The following is a 25,876-nucleotide window of genomic DNA, read 5'->3' as shown; positions in this document are numbered from 1 at the left end:
CGACGTCAGTGCGACCGTGATCGACCTGCGATCGAACAAGGGCGAGGTTCTCGCCTGCCTGACAGCACGCCCCGATACCTTCCCCGAATGTAATCGCGATCCCCATGCGAGGACGCTCAAGATCGCCGCGGCAAGGAGCATCGTGCTCGATTTCGGCCTGGTTCCGGAAGGCCGCTACGCCATCTCGCTGTTCCACGACGAGAACGGTAACGGCAAGCTCGACAAGCGACTGATGATTCCGCGCGAGGGTTATGGCTTTTCGCGGAACGCACCGGTCATGATGGGGCCGCCGCGCTTCGCCAGCGCCGTCTTCGCCGTCGGCGCGGCCGGTCATCACGAGACCATCAGGATGCGTTACATATTTTGACCGGGCACTTGCGCCGGTGGGGCACCCTGCCTAACCGCGACCCTGTGGCCGACGTCGAAACCGAAGTGGAAGTGGAAAAGGCGCGGCTGACGCAGCCGGGCTCCACGTTCGCGCCGTTCCGCTATCCGGCCTTCCGTGCCATCTGGATCGCCAACCTCGCCTCGAACCTCGGCTCGATGATCCAGTCGGTCGCCGCGGCCTGGCTGATGACCGATCTGACCACATCGCACCGGATGATCGCGCTGGTCCAGGCCTCGGCAACGATCCCGATCATGCTGTTCGGCATCTTCGCCGGCGCCATCGCCGACAACTACGATCGCCGCCGCGTGATGCTGGCGGCGCAAATCGGCATGCTGCTGACCTCGGCGTTGCTCGCGCTGATGAGCTGGGCCGGGCTGATCACGCCTTACCTGCTGCTCGCCTTCACGCTCACGGTCGGGATCGGCACGGCGCTCAACTCCCCCGCCTGGCAGGCTTCGGTGCGCCAGCAGGTGGGCCTGACCGATCTGCCGCAGGCGATCTCGCTGAACACGATCTCGTTCAACCTGGCGCGCAGCGTCGGGCCGGCGCTGGGCGGCCTGCTGATCTCGCTGTGGAACGTCAGCCTGGCCTTCGCGATCAACGCGGCGAGCTTCATCGCCATGATCGTCGTGCTTTGGCGCTGGCGGCCGACTTTCCCGCCCATCGAGCGCAAGCCGATGCTTCCGGCCATCGCTTATGGCCTCAAGTTCTGCTTCAACTCGTCGCCGCTGCGGCGCGTGCTGATACGCGGCTGTGCCTTCGGCTTCGGTGTCGCCGGCTACCAGGCACTTGTCCCGGCGGCCGTGCGCGACCGGCTTCATGGCAGCGAATTGCAGTTCGGACTGATGCTCGGCTTGTTCGGCATCGGTTCGATCACCGCGGCGCTGTTCATCGGCAAGGTGCGGCGGCGTTTCGGCGTCGAAGCGGTCCTCGCGGCCGCGACGCTGTCTTTCGTTCTCGCCCAGTCGGTGCTGGCGGAGGCAAGTTCGGTCTATCAGGCGCTGCCCGCGGCCTTCCTCGCCGGCGGTGGCTGGGTCCTGTCGTTGACCAGCCTCAACGTCGCGATGCAGATGCGTTCGCCCGAGGCGATCATCGGCCGCTGCCTGTCGATCTATCAGGCGGCGACCTTCGGCGGCATGGCGCTCGGTTCCTGGGCCTGGGGGACGCTGGCCGATGTCCGTGACCTGCCATTCGCGCTGCATTCCGCCTCGATCTTCCTGGTCGTGATGCTGATCGTCGGCCGGATCGTCGCGCCGATGCCCAGGCCCGACGAAGGCCGGGTTAGCTAACGCGCGCTTGTCGCGGCCAGATCGGCGCGACTTAACATCTTTTTCACCATGTTGCGCCACTACTCGGAATGACGGGTAGCAGGGAATGCGTCATGGATAATTTGTACGGTCGTTTGTCGGACAGCCCGCTGCCATACGGCGACGACCATTTCGACACTGCCGAAGACGATGCCGGCCGCGAGGCGCCACCAGCCGCGATCGGCCAGGACGAGCGCCGCATGCAGGTGCGCGCCTACAATTTCTGGGCCTCGATGCTCGAAGATCGCAGCTTCCCTTCGGTCGATCAGCTCGATCCGAACAACCTTCCCGATTTCGGCCCCTACAGCGTGCTGCTCGATTTCACCGACGGCATCGAGAACCCCGGGGTCGGCTTCCTGGGCGCCCAGCTTGCCGAGGAATGCGGCGCCGAAGGCACGATTCGCCAGCTTTCCGACGTGCCGCGCCGTTCGTTGCTGTCGCGGATCACCGACCACTACATGCAGATCCTCGCCAACCAGGCGCCAATCGGCTTCGAGGCAGAATTCGTCAACCAGCGCGGCAGCACGATCCTCTACCGCGGTATCCTTCTGCCGTTCTCGGCCGACGACGAGCGCATCGACCACATCTATGGCGTGATCAACTGGAAGGAACTGGCCGACCAGAAGACCACCGACGAACTGCTGCTCGAGATCGACCAGGTCCTCGAAGGCCCCGTCGAACCGATGCGCGACCTGTCGCCGCTGACCGCCTGGGCCGATGGCCCGGCCGAAGATTCGGTGCTCGAACTCGTGACCATGCTCGATCCCGAAGAGGACGGGCAGGACTGGCCCGATCCCATGTTCGGCGGCATTCATTTCCGCGAGCTTGCCGACGAAGAGGACGACCAAGAAGCCGGCCAAGAGGACGGGATGCCGCTTCCGGTCCTGTCCGACAGCGATGCCGACGGCATGGAACTCGCCGACTGGCTGGCCTCGGCCCGCGAACTGGCGGACCTGGCGCGCGGCAGCGAAGACCGCTCGCACCAGGCGCTCTACGCCGCGATCGGCCGCGCCTATGACTTCTCGCTCGCCGCGGCGGCCGAGCCTGAGCAGTTCAAGGAACTGCTCGAAGACGCCGGCCTCGTCGTCCAGGAGCGCGCGCCGCTGACCCCGGTGGTGAAGCTGGTCTTCGGCGCCGACTACGACAAGACGCGCCTTGCCGAATATGCCTCGGTGCTGGGCTACGCACAGCGCGTCGGTCTCGACCGCGGCGCGCTGGCCGGGCACCTCGTCGAAGCGCCCGGCGGCCTCAAGGGCATCGTCGCCGACGAGCGCCGCCTGCGCCGCGAGGAAAGCGGCAAGGCAATCACGCCGCGCGAGGCTCCGCGCAAGACGCTGCAGCGCAAGCTGCGCAAACTCGAGCATGTCGCGCTGGCCGACCTGCCCAGCGGAGGCAGCGAGTTCACCTTGCTTGTCGCCCGGCGTCTCGAAAGCGGCGAGGTCGTGCTGCTCGGCGAAGTCGGTGACGACGTGCCGCTGTTCGAACGCGCGGCGAAGAAGCTGGTCGCCTAGGCGGCCGGAACTTCTCCAAGGTCGCACATTTCGCGCATGGTAAGTTCAAGCGCGAAAATATAACTTCTCGTGCGATTTGAACGGTTTGTGACGGCGAGAAAGAGCCGTTGGAAGCTGACGAACTTCGCCCGTGTAGGAAAGCGGTTTCTGCGCCTCAGCGCGGCCGGTGATCGGTGCCCAGCCCTGATGTGATGAACAGCGCCGTCGCCTGATTGGCAACGTCCGCCGTGTGCCAGGTGCCCGGGGGATTGATTGCATATTCGCCCGGGCGCAGCGTGACGCTGGCAGTCTCGCCGCCCGGCGATTCTTGGATCAGCGTGATCTCGCCCGCGGTGCAGACTACCACTTCGGCGCCAGCCGGGTGCATTTCCCAACTCGTCCAGCTTTCGCTGAACGTGTGGAGCGCGACCAGGCGGCCCTCCGCCCCATCCCCGTCATGGCGCGCGGCATAGTCCGCGTACCATTCGAAGCCGGTGAATTCGGGCTGCGGCACGGCGCTTGCGCCCAGCCCTAGATGGAGCGGAAAGCGTTCGAGCGAGCGTGCCTCGGCCATGGGAAAGCGCCTCAGCCGCCCATTGCGACGGCGTTCATCTTGTTGCCGTCGGGATCGCGCCAGTAGGCGCAGTACATGCCGTTGGGCCGCGGACCGGGCGCGCCTTCGTCGCTGCCGCCGTTGGCGAGCGCGGCGGCGTGCATACGGTCGACCTGGTCCTGGCTCTCGGCGCCGATCGTCGCCATCACGCCGTTGCCGAAATGCGCGGGCTTGCCGTCATAGGGAATCGTCGCGGCGAAGCCGATGCCCGAGCCGGGCTTCGACCAGTAGATCGCCGTGTCCGTGGCATTGGCGCGCGCCGCGCCGAGTTCCTTGGCGATCGCATCGTAGAACTTGCCGGCGCGTTCGAGATCGGTCGTGCCGAAACAGATGTGGACGATCATTCTATCTCTCCCCAATGTTTTAGAGCGGCCGGCACTGCTCCTGCAGCCAGGCCTTCGCCGCACCATCGACCAGCGGGCCGACGACTTCAAGCACGCGTGCATGATAGGCGTTCCACCAGGCGATCTCCTCGCCCGACAGCAGCTGGCGGTCGACCAGCGCGCGCTCGATCGGCGCCAGCGTCAGCGTCTCGAAGCCAAGGAATTCGCCTTCGGCCCCGGCGACCTCGCGCTCCTCGACCAGCAACAGGTTCTCGATGCGGATACCGTATTCGCCCGCCTTGTAGTAGCCGGGCTCGTCCGAAAGGATCATGCCGGCCAGCAACTCCTGCTCGGTGCCGCCCTGCGCGCCGCCGCTCTTGCCGATGCGCTGCGGGCCTTCGTGGACCGACAGGAAGGAGCCGACGCCGTGGCCGGTGCCGTGCTGGTAGTCGAGCCCGGCCGACCACAGGAACTGCCGCGCCAGCACGTCCAACTGGCTGCCCTTGGTGCCTCTGGGGAAGACCGCGCGGGCGAGCGCGATATTGCCCTTGAGGACGCGGGTGAAGCGATCCTTGACCTCGGCGGGCGGCTCACCGGGACCGATCCAGACGGTGCGGGTGATGTCGGTGGTGCCGTCGGGATACTGGCCGCCCGAATCGACGAGATAGACGCTCGACGGTTCGAGCGGGCGGTTGGTTTCCTCGCTGACCCGATAGTGGACCACCGCGCCGTTGGGCCCGGCCCCCGAGATCGTATCGAACGACAGGTCGCGCAGGTCGCCGGTGTCGCGGCGGAACTGGTGGAGCTTTTCGCCGGCCGCCATCTCGTCGACGCCGCCCTTGGGAGCTTCTACCGAGAGCCAATGGAGAAAGCGTGATTCCGCGGCGCCGTCGCGTGCCTGGGCGGCGCGCTGACCCGCCTGCTCGGTCTCGTTCTTGCAGGCCTTGGGCAGGACCGCAGGGTCGCGCTCCTCGACGATCTCGGCGCCGGCATCCTGCAGCGCGCCGAAGATCGCCTGGACCGCGCTGTCGGGATCGACCGCGACGCGCTTGCCCGAAAGTTCGGCCAAACCTGGGACGAAAGCGCTGCGCGGCGCGATGCGTACGGCGTTGCCGAGATGCGCGCGCAGTTCGGGCGTTACCTTGGCATCCTCGATGAACAGGTCGGCGGTGCCGTCGGCGCGGGCGATGACATAGGACAGCGTCACCGGCGTGCGGTCGACGTCGGTGCCGCGCACGTTGAGCAGCCAGGCGATCGAATCGAGCGCCGAGATCACCGCAGCGTCGAGCTTCTTCTCGGCCAGCCATTCGGAAACCGCAGCGCGCTTGGCCTCGCTCGCCTGCCCGGCATAGCGGTCCTCGTGGACCAGCGCCGGCGCCGCGGACGGGGCAGGGCGGTCTTCCCAGACCGCGTCGATCGGATTGCCATCGACGGGGACGAGTTCGGCGCCCTTCTCGGCCAGCGCCTTGCTTACGGCGGAAACCCAGCCCTTGCCGTGCAGCCAAGGGTCATAGGCGATCTTGGCGCCTTCAGGTACATGCTCGCCCAGCCATTTGGCGACACTGGTCTGGGGCACGTTTTCATAGGCATAGAACCGCCCGTCGACCTGATCGCGCACTTGCAAAGTATAGCGCCCGTCGACGAACATCGCCGCGGCCGGCTCCAGCGTTTCGTCGGTCAGCACCACCGCGGTGCCGGCCGAACCCCCGAAGCCGGTCAGCCAGGCGAGCCGCTGGGCATAGCCGCCGACATATTCGCTCATGTGCTCGTCGGAGATCGGAATGACGAAGCCGTCGAGTCCGCGCGCCTTCAGTTCGCGGCGCAGCGCATCAAGGCGGGCTTCATGGGTATTCATCAGCATGGTTGCGGTCCTTCGCTCTGAACCATATTTGCGGTGGATGACCGATACCACAAGTGCTCGCCCTCCCGTCGCCGCGAAAAAGCCTCACAGCGTCACCCATCACGGGATCACCGTCGCGGACGACTACGCCTGGCTGCGCGATCCCGGCTACCCGGAAGTCACCGACAAGGAAGTGCTGGCGCACCTCGAAGCCGAGAACGCCTGGTTCGAGGGGCGGATGGCGGCGCAGAAGCCGCTGATCGACACGTTGTTCAAGGAAATGCGCGGCCGCATCAAGGAAGCCGACAAGTCGGTGCCGCAGAAGGACGGCGACTACCTCTACTGGATCGAGTTCGAGGAAGGCGCTGAATACAAGAAGTGGTGGCGCCGGCCCGTGGCAGCCAAGGACGATGGTACCGCGGACGAACTGATGCTCGACGAGGTCGCGCTGGCCGAGGGCAAGGAATATTTCCGCCTCGGCGCGATCTCGGTGAGCAACGACGGCAAGCTGCTCGCCTACGCGATCGACGACAACGGATCGGAACGCTTCACCGCGCGGATCAAGATGCTGGCGACGGGCGAAGAGCTGCCCGACGAGATCCCCGGCACGCTGTCCTCGCTGGTCTGGGTCGCGGGCGACAAGGGCCTCGTCTATTCGCTCGCCAACGAGAACTGGCGGACCGACAATGCCCGGCTGCACTGGCTCGGACAGCCGACCTCAAGTGACGTTGAGCTTTACCACGAGGACGACGAGGGCTTCCGTGTGGGCTCCTCATTGTCGGCCAATGAGAAGTGGCTGATCATCGGTGCCTCGGATCACGAGACCAGCGAGGTCCGGCTGGTTCCGGCGGCCGATCCGCTGGCAACGCCGGTCCTCGTGAAGGCTCGCGAGAAGGGCGTCGAGTACGACGTGGACGAGCGCGACGGCACGCTATTCATCCACGCCAACGACACGCACGAGAACTTCCGCCTCGCCACGGCACCGCTGACCAATCCCGGCGAATGGACGACGGTGATCAAAGGCAGCGACGCGTTCTACCTGACCGGCTTCGACCTGTTCCGTGACTTCTACGTCGTCGAAGGCCGCCGCGCCGGGCTCGATCAGCTCGAGCTGCGCTACTACGACGATGATCCTGTCAATGCTGGGCGGATGGAGCCGGTCGCTTTCCCCGAGGCGAGCTATTCGGCGGGCATGGGCGACAATCCCGAATGGGCGGTCGACAAGCTGCGATTGTCCTACGAGTCGATGGTGAGCCCCGCCTCGGTCATCGACTACCACCTTGCCGACAAGCGCCTCGAAGTGCTGAAGGTGCAGGAGATTCCCTCGGGCTATGACGCTTCGCTCTACCGCACCGAGCGACTGGAGATCATCGCGCGCGACGGTACGGCGATCCCGGTCAGCGTAGTGATGCGCAAGGACCGCAAGGGGGCCGGCCCGCTCTATCTCTATGGCTACGGCGCCTACGGTATCTCGATCGATCCGGGCTTCTCGACCGCGCGGCTGAGCCTCGTCGACCGCGGCTTCGCCTATGCCATCGCCCATATCCGCGGCGGCGATGATCTCGGACGGGCCTGGTACAAGGCGGGCAAGCTCGAGCGGCGGACCAATACGTTCAACGACTTCGTCGATGTCGCCAAGGGCCTGGTCGATCGCGGCTATACCGAGGCGGGCAAGATCGCCATCTCGGGCGGCTCTGCCGGCGGCGAATTGATGGGGGCGGTGATCAATTCGGACCCCGGCCTGTTCGGCGCAGTGGCGGCGCATGTGCCTTTCGTCGACGTGCTGGCGACGATGCTTGACGAGAGCCTGCCGCTGACCCCCGGCGAATGGCCCGAATGGGGCAACCCGATCGAGGACAAGGCCGCCTTCGAGCTGATCCGCTCCTACAGCCCCTATGACCAGGTCAGTGCCCAGGCCTATCCGCCGCTGCTCGTCACCGCCGGGCTCAACGACCCGCGCGTGACCTATTGGGAGCCGGCCAAATGGGTCGCCAAGCTGCGCGAGCTCAAGACCGACCAGAACGAGCTGCTGCTCAAGACCAACATGGGCGCGGGCCACGGCGGCAAGTCGGGGCGGTTCGAGTCCCTGCGCGAAACGGCCGAGGAATTCGCTTTCATCCTCTGGCAGCTCGGCGTCCCGTCGTGAGCCGGAGGCGAGCGAAACTTCTAGCGAGGGAATCGTGAGCAATCGCTACACCCTGACCTTCACTGCCGAACCGCAGCACATCGACGTGATGGGCCACGTCAACAACGCGGTCTGGGTGCAGTGGATGGAAGCGCTGGCCACGGCGCACTGGGAGGCGGTCGCCCCGGCCGCGCACCAGGCCGCCTATGCCTGGGTCGTGTCGCGGCACGAGATCGACTATCGCGGCAATATACTGGAGGGCGAGAGCGTCACCGCCGAGACCTTCATTCCCGACGAACCGAGCGGCGCGCGGTTCGACCGCTGCGTCGAATTCCGCAATTCCGCAGGCAAGGTCATCGTGGCAGCGCGGACCACCTGGGTGATGATCGACCGCAACAGCGGCCGCATCATGCGCGTGCCGGCCGAGGTGACCGCGACTTTCATGGTCTGATCAGGCGGCGTGGGCCTTCTTGCCGGCGGCGAAGCTCTGCATCCTCTCGCGCATCGTGCGGTTGCGGCCGGCATGCTTGGCTTCGTAGAGCAGGCGGTCGCAGTGGCCGTAGAGCGTGGCGAAGTCGGCGCGGAGGTCGCCGTTCTGCGGCTGCTCGACCATTCCCATCGAGGCGGTGACGACGCGGTCGAGCCCGGGCACTTGGGCGGAGATCCGCACCGCGATCGCCTGGCGCCGGCGCTCGGCGCGGCCCGCAGCGTCCTTGCCGCGTAGCAGCAGCATGAATTCCTCGCCGCCCATGCGGATCGCCAAGGTGTCGGCGTCGGACTCGAGCGCCTGGGCGGCGACACGCAGCACGGTGTCGCCGGTGACGTGGCCATAGGTGTCGTTGACCGACTTGAACTTGTCGAGGTCGATCACCGCCATGGTGTGATAGCCGTCGGCGCGGAGCGTCTCGAAGCGCCGCTCGACCGCGCGGCGGTTGAGCAGCCCGGTCAGCGGATCGCGCTCGGAGCGGTCCTCGAAGATGCGCAGGTCGGCCATGGCGAGGTCGCGCTGGCGGCGGATCGCGAGCAGCCGGTCGAACACGCCCATCGAGGTGATCAGCACTTCCATGCCCATCGCATAGTGCTGCGCGACCAGCATCTCGATCGGCGCGTCGGTGGCACCGAGCGCCGATACGATGCGGATCGCGGCCGTGGTCATCACCGGCAGCCAGGCCGCGATCTGGTAATTGACCGCACGGCTGCCGCGGCGCTTCGCCACGGTCATCGCCCATACGAACAGCACGATCAGCGGCAGGAACGAGGCGAGATAGAGCGGCGCGGCGTAGGGCCGGAAAGGCCCGTCGGCAAAGAGGTAGAACGCGGTCCACGGCGCGACCCAGAGCCCGACGCAGCGCAGCAGCCGGCGGTGGATCGGATCGAGCTTGCCCGGCTCGACGAGGTCGGCCGAGAACAGCGAGGCGGCGGCCATGCCCCCCCGACCGTGATCGACGATATGATGCTGAGTTGGTCGAGGCTGAGCGTGACGAAGCGGTTGATCAGCCCCGAAGTCACCAGCGTGTGCACGAGCATGCAGGCGGTCGAGAGCGCATGCCACAGGAGGAACCGCTCGCGCAGCACGCGGAAGAAGGCGAAATTGAACAGCAGCGGCATGCACAGCATCCCGCAGAGCCCGGCGATGAGCAGTTCCTGGCGCAGCGTCTCGGGGGTGTCGCTGGCCTGGGCGGAGAGCCTGGCGTCGGACAGCATGCCGGCATGCCGCGATGCCTCGACGCGCACGACCACGGCCTCGACCGGCCCGGCGATCCGGGGGAGCTGCGTCGACATCAGCCAATCGCTGGTTGCTGGCGTCATGTCCGCCTGGGTCACCTCGCGGGTCGCACTGTCCCCCCTTGGCGCCGACTACAGTCAGCTGCATCGCCTTGAAGCGAGTCAGCCGGGTGGTGAAGGCGGTCGGCGTATAGCCCGCGCCGCGCAGGTCGAAGCGCAGGAGGCCTGCGGGGGCATCGACCGACCAGTCGCCGGTGGTGCAGACCCAACGCGCTGGCTGGCGGGCTAGTCGATCGTAGCTCTCATCCGTCGCTGCGGCGGCATGGCAGGTCGAGCCTGGGGCAAAAGCCTGGGCGAATGCCGGCCCAGCCGCTGCCACGCCGATGGCTGCGGCGAGCCACAGCACCAGCAAACGGATCGGCCCCCAGATCATCGTCCAGGCATAGCGCCCGGACATTCAAAATAGGGTTAATCCAAAGCAACTTATCGCAAGGCTTCGGCGAGCGGGGTGGTCTCGTAGCCGAGCTCGCGCGCCACCGCTTCGTAGGTCACCTTGCCGGCGTGGACATTGAGCCCGGCGGCGAGGTGTGGGTTGGCCTGGAGTGCGCCTTTCCAGCCCTTCTCGGCGATCGCGAGCACGTGCGGCAGGGTGACGTTGTTGAGCGCATAGGTGCTGGTCCGCGCCACTGCGCCGGGCATGTTGGCGACGCAGTAGTGGACCACGCCGTCAACGACGAAAGTCGGGTGGCTGTGCGTGGTGGGATGGCTGGTCTCGAAGCAGCCGCCCTGGTCGATCGCGACGTCGACGAGCACCGCGCCCAGCTTCATCGTCGGCAGCATGTCGCGGGTGACGAGCTTGGGCGCCGCGGCGCCGGGCACCAGCACCGCGCCGATGACGAGGTCCGCCTCGGCGACGCAGGCGGCAATGTTGGCGCGGTTGGAGAAGCGCGTCTTGGCCCGGCTTTCGAAATGGATGCCTAACCTTTCCAGCACTTCAGGATCGCGGTCGAGGATCGTCACGTCGGCGCCCATGCCGACCGCGACCTGCGCCGCGTTGAAGCCGACCACGCCGCCGCCGATCACCGCGACTTTCGCCGGCAGCACGCCCGGAACCCCGCCGAGCAGCACCCCGCGACCGCCGTGCTCCTTCTCGAGCGCGGTTGCCCCGGCCTGGACCGACATGCGCCCGGCGACCTGGCTCATCGGCTTGAGCAGCGGCAGCGAATTGCCCGCACCGGTCACGGTTTCGTAGGCGATGGCGGTGACGCCCGATTTCACGAGGTCTGCGGCCTGGTCGGGATCAGGGGCGAGATGGAGATAGGTGAACAGCACCTGGCCTTCGCGCAGCATCTTGCGCTCGGCGGGCTGCGGTTCCTTGACCTTCACGATCAGTTTGCAACCGACGAAAACCTCGGTTGCTCCCGCCTTGATCTCCGCGCCGGCCTCCTCGTAGTCGCGGTCGGTGGCGCCGATGCCGAGCCCGGCGCCGCTTTCCACCCAGACCTCATGGCCGTGCGACACCAGCTCGCGCGCGCTCTCTGGCGTCAGGCCGACCCGGTACTCGTGATCCTTGATCTCGCGGACGGTGCCGACACGCATGGCTGTTCCTTTCGCTTCACCCTCGCGCGCTAGATGGGCAGCGCTGGGCCGAGGTTCAATCGAACTGTGCGGTTATGCGCTTTCCGACGCTTCGCGCACGCGGTCGCAGAGCTGGCGCACCTGCGTGTTGAGCGCGATGATCTCGGGTATGTCGAGGCCCGAACTGCGCAGCAGCGTCTCGGTCAGGCAATCGGTTTCGGGCTGCAGCGCGCGGCCCTTGGCGGTCAGATACACCTCGACCTGGCGTTCGTCGGCCGGATTGCGCTTGCGCGTGACGAAACCGGCCGACTCGAGTCGCTTGACCGCAGGCGTGATCGTGCTCGGTTCGAGCGACAGACGCGCGGCGATCGCCGAGATCGTCATTGCGTCGCTTTCCCAGAGAGCGCTGAGCGCGAGGTACTGGGTATAGGTGACGCCCAGCGCATCGAGCATCGGCTTGTAGAGGCGATTGATCGCCAAACCCGCGGAATAGATGGAGAAACAGAGCTGAGCATCGAGCGGCGGGGCAGAACTGACGGGCTTGGTCATCGAGAGGTCTCCGGGCCGGATGCGGCCTTGCTATCGCAAAAATGCATATCGCGATAAATACCTGCTTTACAAGCCCGTGCGCCCATGGCAGATAATAATTGTCGCGATAACAAATATCGCAAAAGCAAAGGAGCCAGCCATGATCAAGACCCTGATTTCCGCCGCCAGCCTCGCAGCTGCCACGCTTGCAGTGCCCGCCCAGGCCGAGACCCCCGCCGGTGCCAAGAACGTCGTGCTCGTTCACGGCGGCTTCGTCGATGGCAGCGGCTGGCGCGGCGTCTACGACCGCCTCCGCAAGGACGGCTACAACGTCACCATCGTCCAGAACCCGACGATTTCGCTTGCCGACGACGTCGCCGTGACCAAGCGCGCCATCGCCCAGCAGGACGGCCCGGTGATCCTCGTCGGCCATTCCTACGGCGGCGTGGTGGTCAGCGAAGCGGGCACCGATCCCAAGGTCAAGGCGGTGGTCTACATCGCCGCCTTCGCCCCCGACAAAGGCGAATCCGTTTCCAGCCTGATCGCCAATCCGCCTCTGGGCGCGCCCGTTCCGCCGATCCTGCCGCCCGTCGACGGTTTCCTGGCGCTCGACAAGGGCAAGTTCGCCGCGTCCTTCGCCGCCGACGTCGATCCCGCCACCGCCCGCTTCATGGCGGACTCGCAGGTGCCCTGGGGCCTCGAAGCGCTGAACGGCGCGGTGACCGTTCCGGCCTGGCGCAGCAAGCCGAGCTACTACCTCGTTGCTTCGAACGATCACATGATCCCGCCGCCGGCGCAGCGGCAGATGGCGGCGCGCGCCAAGGCGAAGGTCGTCGAAGCGGCGGGCAGCCACGCGATCTACGTCTCCAAGCCCGATGCGGTCGCCGACCTGATCGAACGCGCGGCGACGGAGAAGTAAGCCGGACCATTGTGGAGTGGCGGGCAGGCCTTACGGCTTGCCCGCCTCTTCGCGTCCGCCTAAGATCGTTCCCAATTGCGGCATATCGTTCGAAATATGCAGCTGCGGAGAGGAATATGACCGAGGAAATCCGGCCTTTCACCTGCCATGTATCCGACGAGGTTCTGGCCGATCTCAAGGATCGCCTGGCGCGCACGCGTTGGCCGGATCAGCTGCCCGACGCGGGCTGGGACTACGGCACCGAAATGGGCTTCCTCCAGTCGCTCTGCGGATATTGGCGCGATCACTTCGACTGGCGCGCGGCCGAAGCGCGGTTCAACGCCTTTCCGCAGTTCATGACCGAGATCGGCGGCGAGCAGCTCCACTTCTATCATATCCGCTCGCCAGAGCCCGACGCGCTGCCGTTGATCATCACCCACGGCTATCCCGGTACGGTCGCCGAATTCCTCGACATCTTCGGGCCTTTGTCCAATCCCGCCAGCCACGGCGGCAACCCGCGCGACGCTTTCCATGTGATCGCGCCGTCGATCCCCGGCTACGGCTTTTCGGGGCCGACCCGGCACAAGGGTTTCAACCTGGAAAAGGCGGCCGACGTGAACCTGCGGCTGATGGAGCTGCTCGGTTACGACCGCTACATCGCGCAGGGCGGCGACTGGGGATCGGGCATATCGAGCGCCATGGCGGCCAAGGCGCCCGAGCGGCTGATCGCGCTGCATCTCAATTTCATCGTCGGCTTCCCTCCCGATCCGGCCAACCCGCTTGCGGGGCTCAACGACAAGGAGCGCGCGCTGGTCGAATGGAAGGCGAACTACGACCTGCACGAACACGGCTATCGCATCATCCAGTCGACCAAGCCGCAGTCGTTGGCCTACGGCATGACCGATTCACCGGCCGGGCTCGCCGCCTGGGTGGTCGAGAAGTTCAAGACCTGGAGCGATTGCAGCGACGATATCGAAAGCTCCTACACCAAGGACCAGCTGCTCGAGAACATCATGCTCTATTGGGTCACGGGCACGATCAATTCGGCGATGCGGCTCTACTACGAGGGTGGGCCGGGGCGCGAGAACGCTGGGCTGATCCAGAACATCACCGTGCCCACCGGCCACGCCTTCTTCCCGGCCGAGATCAGGCCGACGCCGCGGCTCTGGGCAGACCAGATCTACAAGAACATCGTGCGCTGGACCGAGATGCCCAAGGGCGGCCACTTTGCCGCCTTCGAGCAGCCGGTGGCCTTCATCGACGAACTGCGCACCTTCGCCCGCGATTTCCGCTAGTTAAAGCGGATTGCCGTCCCGGTCGCGATAGATGTCGCGCCGGCCGACGTGGTTGGCGGGTCCGACGAAGCCGTCCTGCTCCATCCGCTCGACCCACTTCGAGGCAGTGTTGTAGCCGACGCCCATCTGCCGCTGGATCCAGCTTGCCGAGACCTTCTGGCTTTCGAACACCAGCTGACAGACCTGGCGGTACTTGCGCTCGTCGGGATTGTCCGAAGCCGCGTCGATGTCGTCGAAGCCGAAGCCGCCGTCCTCGGGCTCCTCGGTGACCGAATCGACATATTCGGGCTTGCCCTGCGCGCGCCAGTGGTCGGCGATGCGTTCGACCTCCTCGTCGCTGACGAAGGGGCCGTGGACGCGTTTGATCGGGTCGGTGTTGGGCTTGTAGAGCATGTCGCCCTTGCCCAGTAGCTGCTCGGCGCCCTGTTCGCCCAGGATCGTGCGGCTGTCGATGCGGCTGGTCACGGCAAAGGAAATGCGCGTCGGCATGTTGGCCTTGATCACGCCAGTGATGACGTCGACCGAGGGGCGCTGGGTGGCCATGATCAGGTGGATGCCCGCGGCGCGGCTCTTCTGGCTGAGCCGCTGGATTAGCACTTCGATCTCCTTGCCGACGGTGATCATGAGATCGGCGAGCTCGTCGACGATCAGGACGATCTGCGGGATCACCTCGTAGTCGAGCTGGCGGTCCTCGTAGAGTTCCTCACCGGTGTCGGGATCGAAGCCGATCTGGATGCGGCGGCCGAGGGGCTTGCCCTTGGCGGCGGCGGTGCGGACTTTCTCGTTGAAGCCGGCGAGGTTGCGCACCGAGATCTCGCTCATCATGCGGTAGCGGCGTTCCATCTCCTCGACCGCCCACTTGAGCGCGCGCACGGCCTTTGCCGGCTCGGTGACTACGGGCGAAAGCAGGTGCGGGATATCGTCGTAGCTCTTGAGCTCGAGCACCTTGGGATCGACGAGGATCAGGCGGCACTGCGCGGGCGTCAGCCGATAGAGCAGCGAGAGCAGGATGGTGTTGAGGCCGACCGACTTGCCCGAGCCGGTGGTACCGGCGACGAGCAGGTGGGGCATGGTCGCGAGATCGGCGACGATCGGCTCGCCGGCGATGTCCTTGCCCAGGATGATCGGCAGCAGGCCCTTGTGGCCGGCAAAGACTTCCGAGCCGACCATCTCCTTGAACGAGACCATCTGGCGGTCGGCGTTGGGCAGCTCGATGCCCATGACCGTGCGGCCGGGGATCGACGAGACGCGCGCCGAGATCGCGCTCATGTTGCGGGCGATGTCGTCGGCCAGGCCGATGACGCGGCTGGCCTTGATGCCGGGCGCGGGCTCCAGCTCGTACATCGTCACGACGGGGCCGGTACGCACCGCGGTGATCTCGCCCTTGACGTTGAAGTCGTCGAGCACGGTTTCGAGCAGGCGGGCGTTGCGCTCGAGGCTGAGCTTGTCGATCTTCTTGTGCGCATTCGGCGGCGCATCGTCGAGCAGGTCGAGGCTCGGGAGTTCGTGAGCGTCGAACAGGTCGCCCTGGCGGCTCTTCGCGCTGAGTTGCGCGGGCTTGGCCGGGCGGGTGGGATCGGCGATCTCGGTGGGCCGGCGCTGGACTTCGGTGAGGGCCGAAGCGGGAGCAGGCCTGGGCTCACGCACCTTCTTCTCGCGCGGGGCGATGAAAGGCATCGCCTCGTCGCCCTCCTGATACCGGCGCAGGCCGCGCAGGCGCCCGGGCAGGGTCAGCAGCGCCGCCCAGTCGAGCGCGAAGACCCGGCCCGCCAGCATGGCGCCCGAGCCCAGGCAGGCCAGCGCCGCAGCAAGGATCGTCCACGACTGGAAAGCGGCCGGCAGCAATGCGGCCAGGCTGCGGATGGCCTTGGCGCCGAGTAGCCCCGATATGCCGCCCATCGAGGCGGGCAGCGAGCCGCCGGGCTGGGTGAAGGACAGCGACAGCACGGTCGACAGCAGCGCCATGCCCAGCAGCAGCACGCCGATCGGCCGCCACCAGCGCTGGTCGCTGTGTTCGAGCACGCCGTCCTCTTCCTCGACCATGCGCCAGAGCTTGCGCGCGAAGACGTAGAGCAGCGGCAGCAACAGCACGGCGACGGGGCCGAACAGGAACAGCGCGCGCTCGGCAGCATAGGCGCCCAGCGGGCCCATCCAGTTCTGCACCGCGCTGCCGGAGGCCGTCGACGAGGAGGGATCGGTCTGGTGGTAGCTCATCATGGCGAGCGCGAGGAAGATCATTCCGCCGAAAAGCAGCAGCGCGCCGCCGATCTCGGTGGACCGGCGGACACTGCGCCGCAGCACCGCCCGCCAGTTCGGCGCGGCGATCCGTCCGCTGGGTACTGTTGCGCGTGTAGCCATGGTCTTCCCCTGATCCTGGCTCGATAATGCGCCTTGCGGCGACTCCCCGTCAAGAATCCTTGGGAATCAGTCCGTCGATAGCGGCCCAATGTGTTGCGCCAATGCGCTGCGCGAGCGCCGCGGTCATACCGCCGAGCGCGATCACGGGCACGCCGGCGTGGGCCGCGAGCAGGCGAAAGCGCAGTGCGCCAAGCGTAGCGGCGCCAGGATGCGAGCGCGTGGCGAAGACCGGCGAGAGCAGAATCGCGTCGGCGCGGGTGTGGCGGGCCGCGCCGATCTCGGCCAGCGAATGCGCGGTAACCAGGCGCGGCATGGCGGCACCGCCGGCGAGCTGTGTGGGCGATCCATAGGCGCCATCAGCACGCCAGCTGCGGGCGTCCCGAGCCGAACCTGCCAGCACCAGCCAGTGCCCCCGCCGCCGCGCCAGCCTCGCTAGTCTGTCGAACCGCGCGCGCCGTTCGGCAGGCGCGAGGTGATAGTGCCGGTAGATTAGCCCCGAGCCGCGCGGGAGGTTGGCCAATGCCCGTTCCAGCTGCGCGTCGTTGCGCGCATCGCTGATCAGCCAGATGTGGGGAAGTGCGGGGTAGCGCTGCGGCATCGCGCCGCTATAGCAGCGCGCCATGGAGGAACCAGCCACCCTGCTCGCGGACATTCAGCACCGCATCGCCACCGCCGCCAAGGTTGCCCGCCGTCAGGCGGACGAAGTCACGCTCGTCGCGATCAGCAAGACGCACGCCGCCGAGCGCATCGCGCCGCTGATCGCCGCCGGCCAGCGCGTCTTCGGCGAAAACCGCGTCCAGGAAGCCGAGGCGAAATGGCCCGCGCTGCGCGAGCGGCATGAGGGCATCGCGCTGCATCTCGTCGGCCAGCTCCAGTCGAACAAGGCCGAGGATGCCGTCGCGCTGTTCGACTGCATCCACTCGCTCAACCGTGCCTCGCTGGTTGCCGCGCTCGCAAAGGCGATGGACAAGGCCGGGCGGCAGGTTCCTTGCTTCGTCCAGGTCAATATCGGCGCCGAGGAGCAGAAGGGCGGTTGCGCGATTGCCGACCTGCCGCTGCTGCTCGCCGAAGCACGTGCCGCGCAGATCCCGCTCGCCGGGCTGATGTGCGTGCCGCCGCTCGAGCTGGAGCCGGCTCCCTTCTTCGCCCTGCTGGCCAAGCTGGCCGACGACCATGGCCTGACCGGACTGTCGATGGGGATGAGCGACGATTTCGATACCGCCGTCACGCTCGGCGCGACGCATGTTCGCGTGGGCTCGGCCCTGTTCGGCGCGCGCGGATAGGGTCGAACGAGGCTGCCGTCGCCGCCCCGTTTGGGGTGGTAAACGGGAATAGAGGTCGCGAGGACGACAGCCCCGCTATATTCTGCTCGATATGGCATTGATTCACAATGCCGAATAGGTCCGAAGTGGATAACTCGATCGGTCGCTGACCTGATCCTACCCCCCGTGCCGTTTCAACTCGTCGCCGGCGAGCGTCACGACGTGCAGCAGGTTCGTCGCCCCCCGGCGTGCCGAAGGGGACGCCGGCCAGCGCAATCAGCTTGGAGCCGGCCACGCCGAAGCCGTGGCGCAGCGCCATGCGTTTGCCCTTGGCGATCATCTCCTCGAACGAGCCGATATCCTTGGTGTGTGCCGGATAGGCACCCCAGAGCAGCGCCAGCTTGCGCGCGGTCTTGAGCGAGGGGGTCAGCACCAGCATCCGCACGGCCGGCCGCTCGCGCGCGACGCGCCGCGCGGTCGAGCCCGAGCCGGTGAAGACGATGATCCCTGACAGCGTCACCGTGCTCGCGATCTGCGCGCAGGCCGCGGCCAGCGCATCGGCGGTGGTGTGGTCGGGGACGACCTTCGAATAGGACATCTGCTCGCCGATGCCCGGGTCGTTCTCAACCTGGGTGGCGATGCGGTGCATGATCGTCACCGCCTCGACCGGCCAGGCGCCCGCGGCGGTTTCGGCCGAGAGCATCACGGCATCGGCGCCGTCGTAGACCGCGTTGGCGACGTCGGACACTTCGGCGCGGGTCGGTGCCGGGCTCTCGATCATCGATTCGAGCATCTGCGTGGCGACGATCACTGGCTTGCCCGAGCGGCGCGTCGCGGCGACGATGCGCTTCTGCAGCGGCGGCACTTCCTCGGGATTGAGCTCGACGCCGAGGTCGCCGCGCGCGACCATGATGCCGTCCGACAGCTCGATGATCTCGTCGAGCCGGTCGATCGCCGCGGGCTTCTCGATCTTGGCGATCAGCGCGCCGTAGCCGCCCATCAGCCGCCGCGCCTCGGCCACGTCTTCGGGACGTTGGACGAAGGACAGGGCGATCCAGTCGGCGCCGTGCTCGACCGCGAAGGCGAGGTCGCGGCGGTCCTTGTCGGTCAGCGCCGGCACCGGCACCACGGCATCGGGCACGTTGACGCCCTTGCGGTCGGAGATCGGCCCGCCGACTTCCGCCGAGCAGAGGATCGCGTCGGCATCGGCGCGGAGCACGCGCAGCCGCAGCTTGCCGTCGTCGATCAGCAGGCGCTGGCCCTTTTGCAGGATGCCGAACAGCTCGGGGTGCGGCAGGCAGACGCGTGTCTCGTCGCCGGGGGTCGGATCGCGGTCGAGGGTGAAATGGCTGCCGTGGCGAATCACCGCGCGGCCGTCCTTGAACGTGCCGACGCGCAGCTTGGGGCCCTGCAGGTCGCAGAGCACGCCGATGGGCTTGCCGAAATCCTTCTCGGCGGCACGGATCGCGGCGATCGTCGCGGCGTGGGTTTCGTGGTCGCCGTGGCTCATGTTGACGCGGAAGGCGTTGGCGCCGGCGCGCAGCAGCTTGCCGATCATCTCCGGACTGCGGCTGGCCGGCCCGAGCGTCGCCAGGATCTTGACCTTGCGGCCCTCGACCGGCGGTTCGTCCGAGGGAGAACGGGGAGCGGGTTTGGCCAAGACGATACCTCTTTCAAATGCGCCCAATTCCAAAGGCGACCGGCCTATGGCAAAGCGGCGGGCAAAGACCAAGGATGATCGCGTCCGAAAATCGAGAGGCCCCAAGATGACCGAGCCAAATGACAAGTTGGATACGCTGGATGACGCACAGGCCGCGGCGGCTTTCCGCCGGCTGGTGCGCCACCTCCGCAACCGCCACGATGCGCAGAACATCGACCTGATGGGCCTCGCAGGCTTCTGCCGCAACTGCCTGGCCGACTGGATTCGCGATGCCGGTTACGAGGGCGACAAGGCCGCGGCGCGCGAGCTGATCCACGGCATGCCGGCGGGCGAGTGGAAGGACAAGTTCCAGGCCGAAGCCACGCCCGAGCAGATGGCGCGGATGGAAGAGAGCCTGAAGCTGAACGGCGGGACGCATTGAAATCTCCCGCCCTCGTTTTGCATGAGGGAGGACCGTTTCTGCTATGGTTCTAGAAGATCGTTATATCGCTCCGGGCACGAAAGTTCGCCGGGATGCCGTCTGGAATGACGACGAGCATCCTACCTCCGAATTCGGGATAGTGGTTCACTGCTGGTTCGACGACGAGATGGGCATGTTCGATTGCTATATCGCGTTCTTCGGCCAGGTCTTCCCAGAGGGTAAGCCCGCCGAGATGCCTTATATCCTGCGATATGCAGTACGGGGCCTGGTAGAAATCACGGACTAGATTCGGCATTGTCTCACGAGGCAGCTGCGAGATGCTCTACCACGACCAAAAGGCCCACCCCTGACCCCTCCCGCAAGCGGGAGGGGGGAAAGTAGCCTCGCCGCGCTTTGCAGTTTCGCCAGCCGCCGCTAAGGCCCGGCCAACCGATTCACCCTGACCCTTGGAGACACCCCGATGGCCGATGCCAGTGACGACCGCCTGCGCCTTTTGATCGAACGAGTCGAACGCCTCGAGGAAGAGAAGAAGGGCATCGGCGACGACATCAAGGACGTTTACCTGGAAGCCAAGGCCGTCGGCTACGACGTCAAGATCATGCGCCAGATCGTCCGCCTGCGGAAGATGGCGCCTGACGACCGCAAGGAAATGGAAGCGATCCTCGACCTCTACAAGGCCGCGCTCGGGCTTGGTTGATCTCCGGGGCTGAGGACTGCATGTTCCCTCGCCCGCGCAGCGGGCGGGGGCGGATTGCCGATTTGGCTTTGCTGGGCTAGGGGCGGCGCAACCAATCCCGCTGACGAAACGAGCCCGAAGGCAACCCAATGGCAGGCCATTCCAAATTCAAGAACATCATGCACCGCAAGGGTGCGCAGGATAAGAAGCGCTCGGCGCAGTTCTCCAAGCTCAGCCGCGAAATCACCGTCGCCGCGAAGATGGGCATGCCCGACCCCGACATGAACCCCCGCCTGCGCGCCGCGGTCAACGCCGCAAAGGCGCAGTCGATGCCCAAGGACAACATCCAGCGCGCGATCGACAAGGCCAGCAAGGGTGACGGCGAGAATTACGAGGAAGTGCGCTACGAGGGTTACGGCCCCGGCGGCGTCGCGCTGATCGTCGAGGCGCTGACCGACAACCGCAACCGCACCGCCACCAATGTCCGCACCGCTTTCGCCAAGAACGGCGGCAACCTCGGTGCCTCCGGCGCGGTGAGCCACGGCTTCGAGCGGCTCGGCCTGATCGAGTACCCGGCCAAGGTCGGTGACGAGGAGAAGGTCCTCGAAGCCGCGATCGAGGCCGGTGCCGACGACGTCGAGAGCGATACCGGCGAGGACGGCATTCACTCGATCTGGACTTCTGTCGAGAACCTCCACCCCGTGTCGCGCGAGCTCGAGAAGGCGCTCGGCGAGGCCGAGGCGGTGAAGCTCGCCTGGCGGCCCAGCCTCAAGGCCGAAGTCGGCGAGGACGAGGCGCGCACGCTGCTCAAGCTGATCGACGTGCTCGACGACGACGACGACGTCCAGACCGTCTGGGGCAACTACGACATCTCCGACGAGATCATGGAGAAGCTCGGTTGATATGGGCGCCTTGCTCGCCAAGGCGCTCGTCTCCGGCCTGCTGATCGCGCTCATTTCGGAAATCGGCAAGCGTATGCCCACGGTGGCGGCGCTCGTCGCCTCGCTGCCGCTGGTTTCGGTGCTCGGCATGATCCTGCTCTGGCGCGCCCGGCCCGATGCCGAGAACATGGCCGTGCATGCGCAGGCGACATTCTGGTACGTGCTGCCCTCGCTGCCGATGTTCCTGCTGATCCCGGTGCTGCTGCGACACGGCGTGGGTTTCTGGCTCTCGCTGGGGCTGGGCTGTGCGCTGACCGTGGCGCTCTATCTCGTGACGGCGCGGTTCGGGCCGAGCCTGGGCATCCGGCTCTGACATGATCATCCTCGGCATCGACCCCGGTCTGACCTGTACCGGCTGGGGCATCATCGCCAAGGCGGGGAGCCGGCTCAGCCACGTCGCCAACGGCCAGATCCGCACTGATACTGCGCTGTCGATGGCCGAGCGGCTGGTCGAGCTCGACGCCGCGCTTACCGACGTGATCCTGCGCCACCAGCCCGATGCCGGCGCGGTCGAGGAGGTCTTCGTAAACGTCAATCCGCAGTCGACGCTCAAGCTCGGCCAGGCGCGGGGCGTCGCCATGCTCAGCCTGGCGCGGGCCGGGCTGCCCGTCGCCGAATATCCGACCAAGGTGGTCAAGAAGGCGCTGGTCGGCACCGGCGGCGCGGAGAAGCAGCAGGTCCAGGCGATGCTGCGGATCCTGCTGCCGGGCGTGAAGCTCGCCGGGGCAGACGCGGCCGACGCGCTCGCGGTGGCGATCACCCACGGCAACATGCTCGGCAGCCACCGCTGACAAGATGAAGAAACGGTAGGGTCGGGGCCACCCTGGCGCCATGTCGCGCCTGTCATTCAGGCGGCATGGAGATCGAAGTCAGCGCCGAAGCCAAGGACAAGCGGCTCAACCGCCAGGTCGCCGTGACCGTCGTCGTGCTCTCGGTCTGCGCCGGGCTCTGCAACATCAAGGACGGCAACATCGTCCAGGCCATGCAGCAGGCGCAGGCCTCTTCGGTCGACCGCTGGAACGAATATCAGGCGAGCCGCACGAAGCTGCACCTCGCCGAGAACAGCCGCCTGCAGATCGCTACCTTGACGGCCAGTCCCGCTCTAGCCGCGCCGGCGCTGGCGAAGCTCGACGGGGACATCGCCAAGTACCGCACCGAAGGCCCGGCGCTGTCTGCTCAGGCCAAGCAGCAATCGGCGCTCTACGACGCGCTCAACGTCCACGACGACCAGTTCGACGCCAGCGATGCGGCGACTGCCACGGCAATCTCGATCGCGGCTGTGGCGGCGCTTGCCGAAAGTGGCTGGCTGCTCTGGGCATCGTGGTTCTTCGGCGCCTTCGGGCTGTTCATGGGGCTTTGCGGCTTCATGGGCTGGGCTTTCCACCCGGACCTGTTGAGCACGCTGCTCGGCTAGCTTGCATCGCCTGCCGACATGCGGCAGGAACAAAGCATGATCGCCAAATTGACCGGCATACTCGACGATACCGGCCCCGACTGGGCGGTGATCGATGTCGCCGGCGTCGGCTATCTGGTCCATTGCTCGGCCAAGACGCTGGCCGCGCTGGGCATTCGCGGCGATGTCGCCACAGTGCATACCGAGCTCCAGGTCAGCGAGAACGACATGCGCCTGATCGGCTTCGCCAGCGGCGCCGAGCGCGAGTGGTTCCGGCTGCTCACCGGCGTCCAGGGCGTCGGCAGCAAGATGGCGCTGGCGGTACTTTCGGCGCTGTCGACCGAGGAATTGCAGCGCGCCTGCGGCGGCGGCGACGCGGCCACGGTGGCGCGCGCGCAGGGCGTCGGGCCGAAGCTCGCAAGCCGCATCGTCAACGAGCTCAAGGACAAGGCCGGCGCGCTGCCCACGGCTCCCGGCGCGCCGGGCCTGGCCGCCGCGTTGCCCGCCGGTGCGGCGAGCAACGACGCTGTCTCCGCATTGCAAAATCTCGGGTTCAAGCCTCTGGTCGCCACGCAAGCGGTGGCGCAGGCGCTTGACGAGCTGGGCGAAGGCGCTCAGCTCGATGCGCTGATCCGCGTGGCGCTGAAAAAGGCGGCGAGATGAAAACTCCGATCGTGGCGGTCTACAGCCTCAAGGGCGGCGTCGGAAAGACGACGCTGGCGGTCAATCTGGCCTGGGCGGCGGCGGTGCTGTCGGGCCGGCGAACCCTGCTCTGGGATCTCGATGCCCAGGCGGCGGCAACCTACCTGCTGGGCCATGACGCTGACGGAAAGAAGGCGGAAGCCGCGATCCGCAAGGGCGGCGATGCCGCGAAGCTCGTCGTACCGACTGCGGTGGAGGGGCTGGATCTGCTCCCGGCTGACGCCTCGCTGCGCGATCTCGACGTGACCTTCCACGATCTCGACAAGAAGAAGCGGCTGGCCAAGATGGCCGAGGAACTCGGCGGTCCGTCGCGCGAGCTGATCGTCATCGATTGCCCACCGGGGCTGACCGACACCTCGGAGCAGATCTTGCGCGCGGCCGATCTGGTGGTCGTGCCGGTGATCCCGTCGCCGCTCGCCCAACGCGCGCTGGCGACCGTCGCCGAGCACGTCGCGGGGCGCAAGGCCTTCGACGCGCCGTTGCTGCCGGTCTTCTCGATGACCGACCGCCGCCGCGCGCTCCACCGCGACGCGCTTGCCGCCGAGCCCGACTGGCCTGTGATCCCGATGGCTAGCGCTTTCGAAGCGATGAGCCAGCGCCGCGCGCCGCTGGGTGCGTTCACCTCGCGCCGCTCGCCGGGCGTACAGGCCGTCGCGCAGGCCTGGAGCAAGGTCGAGCAGGCCTTGGCCAAGTGGTGGCCCGAGGAGCGGAATGGCTGACGCCCCCATCCCCGCCGACGCGCGGCACGCATCCTGCCAGTGCGGCCAGCTCCAGGTTGCCTGCTGGGGCGAGCCGGTGCGTATCTCGGTCTGCCATTGCCTTGCCTGCCAGAAGCGCAGCGGAGGACCTTTCGCTGCGCAGGTGCGGTTTCCCGACGCGCAGGTCCGGATCGCAGGGCAATCTCGCGAATGGACGCGGATCGCCGACAGCGGCCAGCCGGTCGAGCATCATTTCTGTCCCGAATGCGGTTCGACGGTCTGGTACCGGTCGCGGCCGTTGTCGGACGCGGTTGCGGTCCCGATCGGCGCCTTCGCCGATCCGGCGTTTCCCGCACCCTGGTTCTCGGTCTACGAAGATCGCCGCCATCCCTGGGTGGAGATCGTCGGCGAGGGGATAGAGCACAGTGACTGAACCGCAGCGCATCACTGCGCCCGAACGCCAGGCCGAAGATGTCGACGCGGCGCTGCGTCCGAAGACGCTGGACGAATTCGTCGGCCAGGCGGCCGCCAAGGGCAATCTGCGCGTGTTCATCGAGAGCGCCCGGTCGCGGCGCGAGGCGATGGACCATGTGCTGTTCTTCGGCCCGCCGGGGCTCGGCAAGACGACCTTGGCGCAGATCGTCGCGCGCGAGCTGGGCGTGGGCTTTCGCGCCACTTCAGGCCCGGTGATCGCCAAGTCGGGCGACCTCGCCGCGCTTTTGACCAATCTGGAAGAGGGCGACGTCCTCTTCATCGACGAGATCCATCGGCTCAATCCCGTGGTCGAGGAAGTGCTCTACCCGGCGATGGAGGACCGTGCGCTCGACCTGATCATCGGCGAGGGGCCTTCGGCGCGCTCGGTGCGGATCGACCTGCCGCCGTTCACCTTGATCGGCGCAACCACGCGGCAGGGCCTGCTGACGACGCCGCTGCGCGACCGCTTCGGCATTCCGGTGCGGCTGAACTTCTATACGGTGGATGAGCTCGAGAGCGTCGTCACGCGCGGCGCAAACCTGCTCGGCATGGCGATCGAGCCGGCCGGCGCGCGCGAGATCGCCCGCCGGGCGCGCGGCACGCCGCGCGTCGCGGGCCGGCTGATGCGGCGCGTGCGCGATTTCGCTCATGTCGCGGGCAGCGCCGTGGTGACGCGCGCCGGCGCCGACGATGCGCTGACCCGGCTGGAAGTCGATCCGCTCGGGCTCGATGCACAGGACCGGCGCTACCTGCGGATGATCGCCGAAATCTACAAAGGCGGCCCGGTCGGTGTCGAGACGCTGGCGGCCGGTCTCAGCGAGCCGCGCGACACGATCGAGGAAGTGATCGAGCCCTATCTGATCCAGCTCGGTCTCGTCGCGCGCACCGCGCGTGGGCGCTGCCTCAACGATCTCGCCTGGCGCCATCTGGAGCTTTCACCGCCGGCGGGAAGCCAGACGGGCCTTTTCGATCCAGCCCCTGATGACGGACCTTTCTAGGCGGCGATAGTCGGGTTTGTTTGGGGTTTGCTAATGAACAGTTCCATTCCGGGACAGTCCTGTTCGACACTTGGTAAATAAAGGAAAAATCTCACTTCGGGACAGGCGGAACAGGGTTAACGCCGTTGTCCCATTAATAACTCTCTGCGCTTTTCATGACATGGGGCGATCTGGCCAGGACCT

Annotated in this window: 27 protein-coding genes and 2 pseudogenes; 19 read left to right on the top strand and 10 right to left on the bottom strand. The window is 66.7% G+C overall.

The features are described from left to right. Positions 1–16: 16 nt before the first annotated feature. From KRR38_RS18900 to KRR38_RS18890, 3 genes are all read left to right on the top strand, one after another. Positions 17–367 (top strand): DUF2141 domain-containing protein, encoded by a 351-nt coding sequence (locus tag KRR38_RS18900; protein ID WP_309141199.1) that lies wholly within the window; start codon positions 17–19, stop codon positions 365–367. Positions 368–411: 44 nt separating this feature from the next. Beyond that, positions 412–1,677 (top strand): MFS transporter, encoded by a 1,266-nt coding sequence (locus KRR38_RS18895; RefSeq protein ID WP_309141085.1) that lies wholly within the window; start codon positions 412–414, stop codon positions 1,675–1,677. Positions 1,678–1,769: 92 nt separating this feature from the next. Further along, the gene (locus tag KRR38_RS18890) at positions 1,770–3,206 is read left to right on the top strand and encodes a hypothetical protein (protein ID WP_217404480.1); all 1,437 of its coding nucleotides are present in this window, start codon (positions 1,770–1,772) and stop codon (positions 3,204–3,206) included. Positions 3,207–3,360: 154 nt separating this feature from the next. Here KRR38_RS18890 and KRR38_RS18885 read toward each other — a convergent pair whose 3' ends face one another. Genes KRR38_RS18885 through KRR38_RS18875 form a run of 3 tightly spaced genes read right to left on the bottom strand, consistent with a single transcriptional unit; the run spans position 3,361 to position 5,976 of the window. Continuing rightward, entirely contained in the window at positions 3,361–3,759 is a 399-nt protein-coding gene (locus KRR38_RS18885; protein ID WP_217404478.1) for a cupin domain-containing protein, read from the bottom strand. Between the two features lie 11 nt (positions 3,760–3,770). Further along, on the bottom strand, positions 3,771–4,142 hold the full coding sequence (locus KRR38_RS18880) for a VOC family protein (RefSeq protein WP_217404476.1): 372 nt from the start codon (positions 4,140–4,142) through the stop codon (positions 3,771–3,773). A 19-nt stretch (positions 4,143–4,161) separates the two neighbouring features. Continuing rightward, entirely contained in the window at positions 4,162–5,976 is a 1,815-nt protein-coding gene (locus KRR38_RS18875; RefSeq protein WP_217407334.1) for an aminopeptidase P family protein, read from the bottom strand. Between the two features lie 43 nt (positions 5,977–6,019). On the opposite strand from KRR38_RS18875, the gene KRR38_RS18870 reads away from it, so the two are divergent. Both KRR38_RS18870 and KRR38_RS18865 read left to right on the top strand, forming a co-directional pair. Further along, on the top strand, positions 6,020–8,107 hold the full coding sequence (locus KRR38_RS18870; RefSeq protein WP_217404474.1) for a S9 family peptidase: 2,088 nt from the start codon (positions 6,020–6,022) through the stop codon (positions 8,105–8,107). A 34-nt stretch (positions 8,108–8,141) separates the two neighbouring features. Then, entirely contained in the window at positions 8,142–8,537 is a 396-nt protein-coding gene (locus tag KRR38_RS18865) for a thioesterase family protein (protein ID WP_217404472.1), read from the top strand. Here the strand turns inward: KRR38_RS18865 and KRR38_RS36255 are convergent, their stop codons facing one another. From KRR38_RS36255 to KRR38_RS18850, 4 genes and pseudogenes are all read right to left on the bottom strand, one after another. Next, positions 8,538–9,512 (bottom strand): GGDEF domain-containing protein, encoded by a 975-nt coding sequence (locus KRR38_RS36255; RefSeq protein ID WP_254514867.1) that lies wholly within the window; start codon positions 9,510–9,512, stop codon positions 8,538–8,540. A gap of 86 nt (positions 9,513–9,598) precedes the next feature. Beyond that, positions 9,599–9,694: pseudogene (locus KRR38_RS37805) on the bottom strand (hypothetical protein); the annotation flags it as partial. A gap of 600 nt (positions 9,695–10,294) precedes the next feature. Next, on the bottom strand, positions 10,295–11,410 hold the full coding sequence (ald, locus tag KRR38_RS18855; protein WP_217404470.1) for an alanine dehydrogenase: 1,116 nt from the start codon (positions 11,408–11,410) through the stop codon (positions 10,295–10,297). Between the two features lie 72 nt (positions 11,411–11,482). Beyond that, positions 11,483–11,938: a MarR family winged helix-turn-helix transcriptional regulator gene (locus tag KRR38_RS18850; RefSeq protein ID WP_217404468.1), complete on the bottom strand. Its 456-nt coding sequence runs from the start codon at positions 11,936–11,938 to the stop codon at positions 11,483–11,485. Positions 11,939–12,077: 139 nt separating this feature from the next. Here KRR38_RS18850 and KRR38_RS18845 point away from each other — a divergent pair, with 139 nt between their 5' ends. Both KRR38_RS18845 and KRR38_RS18840 read left to right on the top strand, forming a co-directional pair. Then, a complete protein-coding gene (locus KRR38_RS18845) occupies positions 12,078–12,836 on the top strand; it encodes an alpha/beta fold hydrolase (protein WP_217404466.1) in 759 nt (252 codons plus the stop codon). A 116-nt stretch (positions 12,837–12,952) separates the two neighbouring features. Beyond that, positions 12,953–14,110: an epoxide hydrolase family protein gene (locus KRR38_RS18840; RefSeq protein WP_217404464.1), complete on the top strand. Its 1,158-nt coding sequence runs from the start codon at positions 12,953–12,955 to the stop codon at positions 14,108–14,110. Here the strand turns inward: KRR38_RS18840 and KRR38_RS18835 are convergent, their stop codons facing one another. Together KRR38_RS18835 and KRR38_RS18830 are read right to left on the bottom strand one after the other, a co-directional pair. Then, positions 14,111–16,468: a DNA translocase FtsK gene (locus tag KRR38_RS18835; RefSeq protein WP_217404462.1), complete on the bottom strand. Its 2,358-nt coding sequence runs from the start codon at positions 16,466–16,468 to the stop codon at positions 14,111–14,113. A 49-nt stretch (positions 16,469–16,517) separates the two neighbouring features. Continuing rightward, on the bottom strand, positions 16,518–17,090 hold the full coding sequence (locus KRR38_RS18830; protein WP_217404460.1) for a thiamine phosphate synthase: 573 nt from the start codon (positions 17,088–17,090) through the stop codon (positions 16,518–16,520). On the opposite strand from KRR38_RS18830, the gene KRR38_RS18825 reads away from it, so the two are divergent. Further along, the gene (locus KRR38_RS18825; RefSeq protein WP_217404458.1) at positions 17,089–17,751 is read left to right on the top strand and encodes a YggS family pyridoxal phosphate-dependent enzyme; all 663 of its coding nucleotides are present in this window, start codon (positions 17,089–17,091) and stop codon (positions 17,749–17,751) included. The two genes, KRR38_RS18830 and KRR38_RS18825, sit on opposite strands and share 2 nt — an antisense overlap. Positions 17,752–17,907: 156 nt before the next feature. Here the strand turns inward: KRR38_RS18825 and pyk are convergent. After that, positions 17,908–19,390, bottom strand: a pseudogene (gene pyk, locus KRR38_RS18820) (pyruvate kinase). A gap of 106 nt (positions 19,391–19,496) precedes the next feature. Here pyk and KRR38_RS18815 point away from each other — a divergent pair. The 11 genes from KRR38_RS18815 (at position 19,497) to ruvB (ending at position 25,693) form a co-directional block, all read left to right on the top strand. Further along, complete coding sequence (locus KRR38_RS18815) at positions 19,497–19,811, top strand: DUF1244 domain-containing protein (RefSeq protein WP_217404456.1); 315 nt, start codon at positions 19,497–19,499, stop codon at positions 19,809–19,811. 43 nt (positions 19,812–19,854) lie between these two features. Continuing rightward, on the top strand, positions 19,855–20,097 hold the full coding sequence (locus tag KRR38_RS18810) for a hypothetical protein (protein ID WP_217404453.1): 243 nt from the start codon (positions 19,855–19,857) through the stop codon (positions 20,095–20,097). Between the two features lie 174 nt (positions 20,098–20,271). Beyond that, complete coding sequence (locus KRR38_RS18805; protein ID WP_217404451.1) at positions 20,272–20,508, top strand: DUF2312 domain-containing protein; 237 nt, start codon at positions 20,272–20,274, stop codon at positions 20,506–20,508. 128 nt (positions 20,509–20,636) lie between these two features. Further along, positions 20,637–21,389, top strand: a complete 753-nt coding sequence (locus KRR38_RS18800; RefSeq protein ID WP_217404449.1) for a YebC/PmpR family DNA-binding transcriptional regulator — start codon at positions 20,637–20,639, stop codon at positions 21,387–21,389. 1 nt (position 21,390) lies between these two features. Then, positions 21,391–21,741: a DUF3147 family protein gene (locus KRR38_RS18795; protein ID WP_217404447.1), complete on the top strand. Its 351-nt coding sequence runs from the start codon at positions 21,391–21,393 to the stop codon at positions 21,739–21,741. Between the two features lies 1 nt (position 21,742). After that, positions 21,743–22,219: a crossover junction endodeoxyribonuclease RuvC gene (gene ruvC / locus KRR38_RS18790; RefSeq protein WP_217404445.1), complete on the top strand. Its 477-nt coding sequence runs from the start codon at positions 21,743–21,745 to the stop codon at positions 22,217–22,219. Between the two features lie 65 nt (positions 22,220–22,284). Beyond that, entirely contained in the window at positions 22,285–22,842 is a 558-nt protein-coding gene (locus KRR38_RS18785) for a DUF4337 family protein (protein ID WP_217404444.1), read from the top strand. 36 nt (positions 22,843–22,878) lie between these two features. Beyond that, positions 22,879–23,484, top strand: coding sequence for a Holliday junction branch migration protein RuvA (gene ruvA, locus KRR38_RS18780; RefSeq protein WP_217404443.1), 606 nt, complete (start codon positions 22,879–22,881; stop codon positions 23,482–23,484). Beyond that, positions 23,481–24,242 (top strand): ParA family protein, encoded by a 762-nt coding sequence (locus tag KRR38_RS18775; RefSeq protein ID WP_217404442.1) that lies wholly within the window; start codon positions 23,481–23,483, stop codon positions 24,240–24,242. Before ruvA ends, KRR38_RS18775 begins: the two co-directional genes overlap by 4 nt. Continuing rightward, a complete protein-coding gene (locus tag KRR38_RS18770; protein ID WP_217404440.1) occupies positions 24,235–24,654 on the top strand; it encodes a GFA family protein in 420 nt (139 codons plus the stop codon). Before KRR38_RS18775 ends, KRR38_RS18770 begins: the two co-directional genes overlap by 8 nt. Further along, positions 24,647–25,693, top strand: a complete 1,047-nt coding sequence (ruvB, locus tag KRR38_RS18765) for a Holliday junction branch migration DNA helicase RuvB (protein WP_217404438.1) — start codon at positions 24,647–24,649, stop codon at positions 25,691–25,693. Before KRR38_RS18770 ends, ruvB begins: the two co-directional genes overlap by 8 nt. Positions 25,694–25,876 lie beyond the last annotated feature (183 nt).

This window comes from Novosphingobium sp. G106 (assembly GCF_019075875.1).
Taxonomy (GTDB): domain Bacteria; phylum Pseudomonadota; class Alphaproteobacteria; order Sphingomonadales; family Sphingomonadaceae; genus Novosphingobium.
The sequence above is the reverse complement of the archived record's forward strand: the minus strand, read 5'-3'. Positions and strand labels throughout refer to the sequence as shown.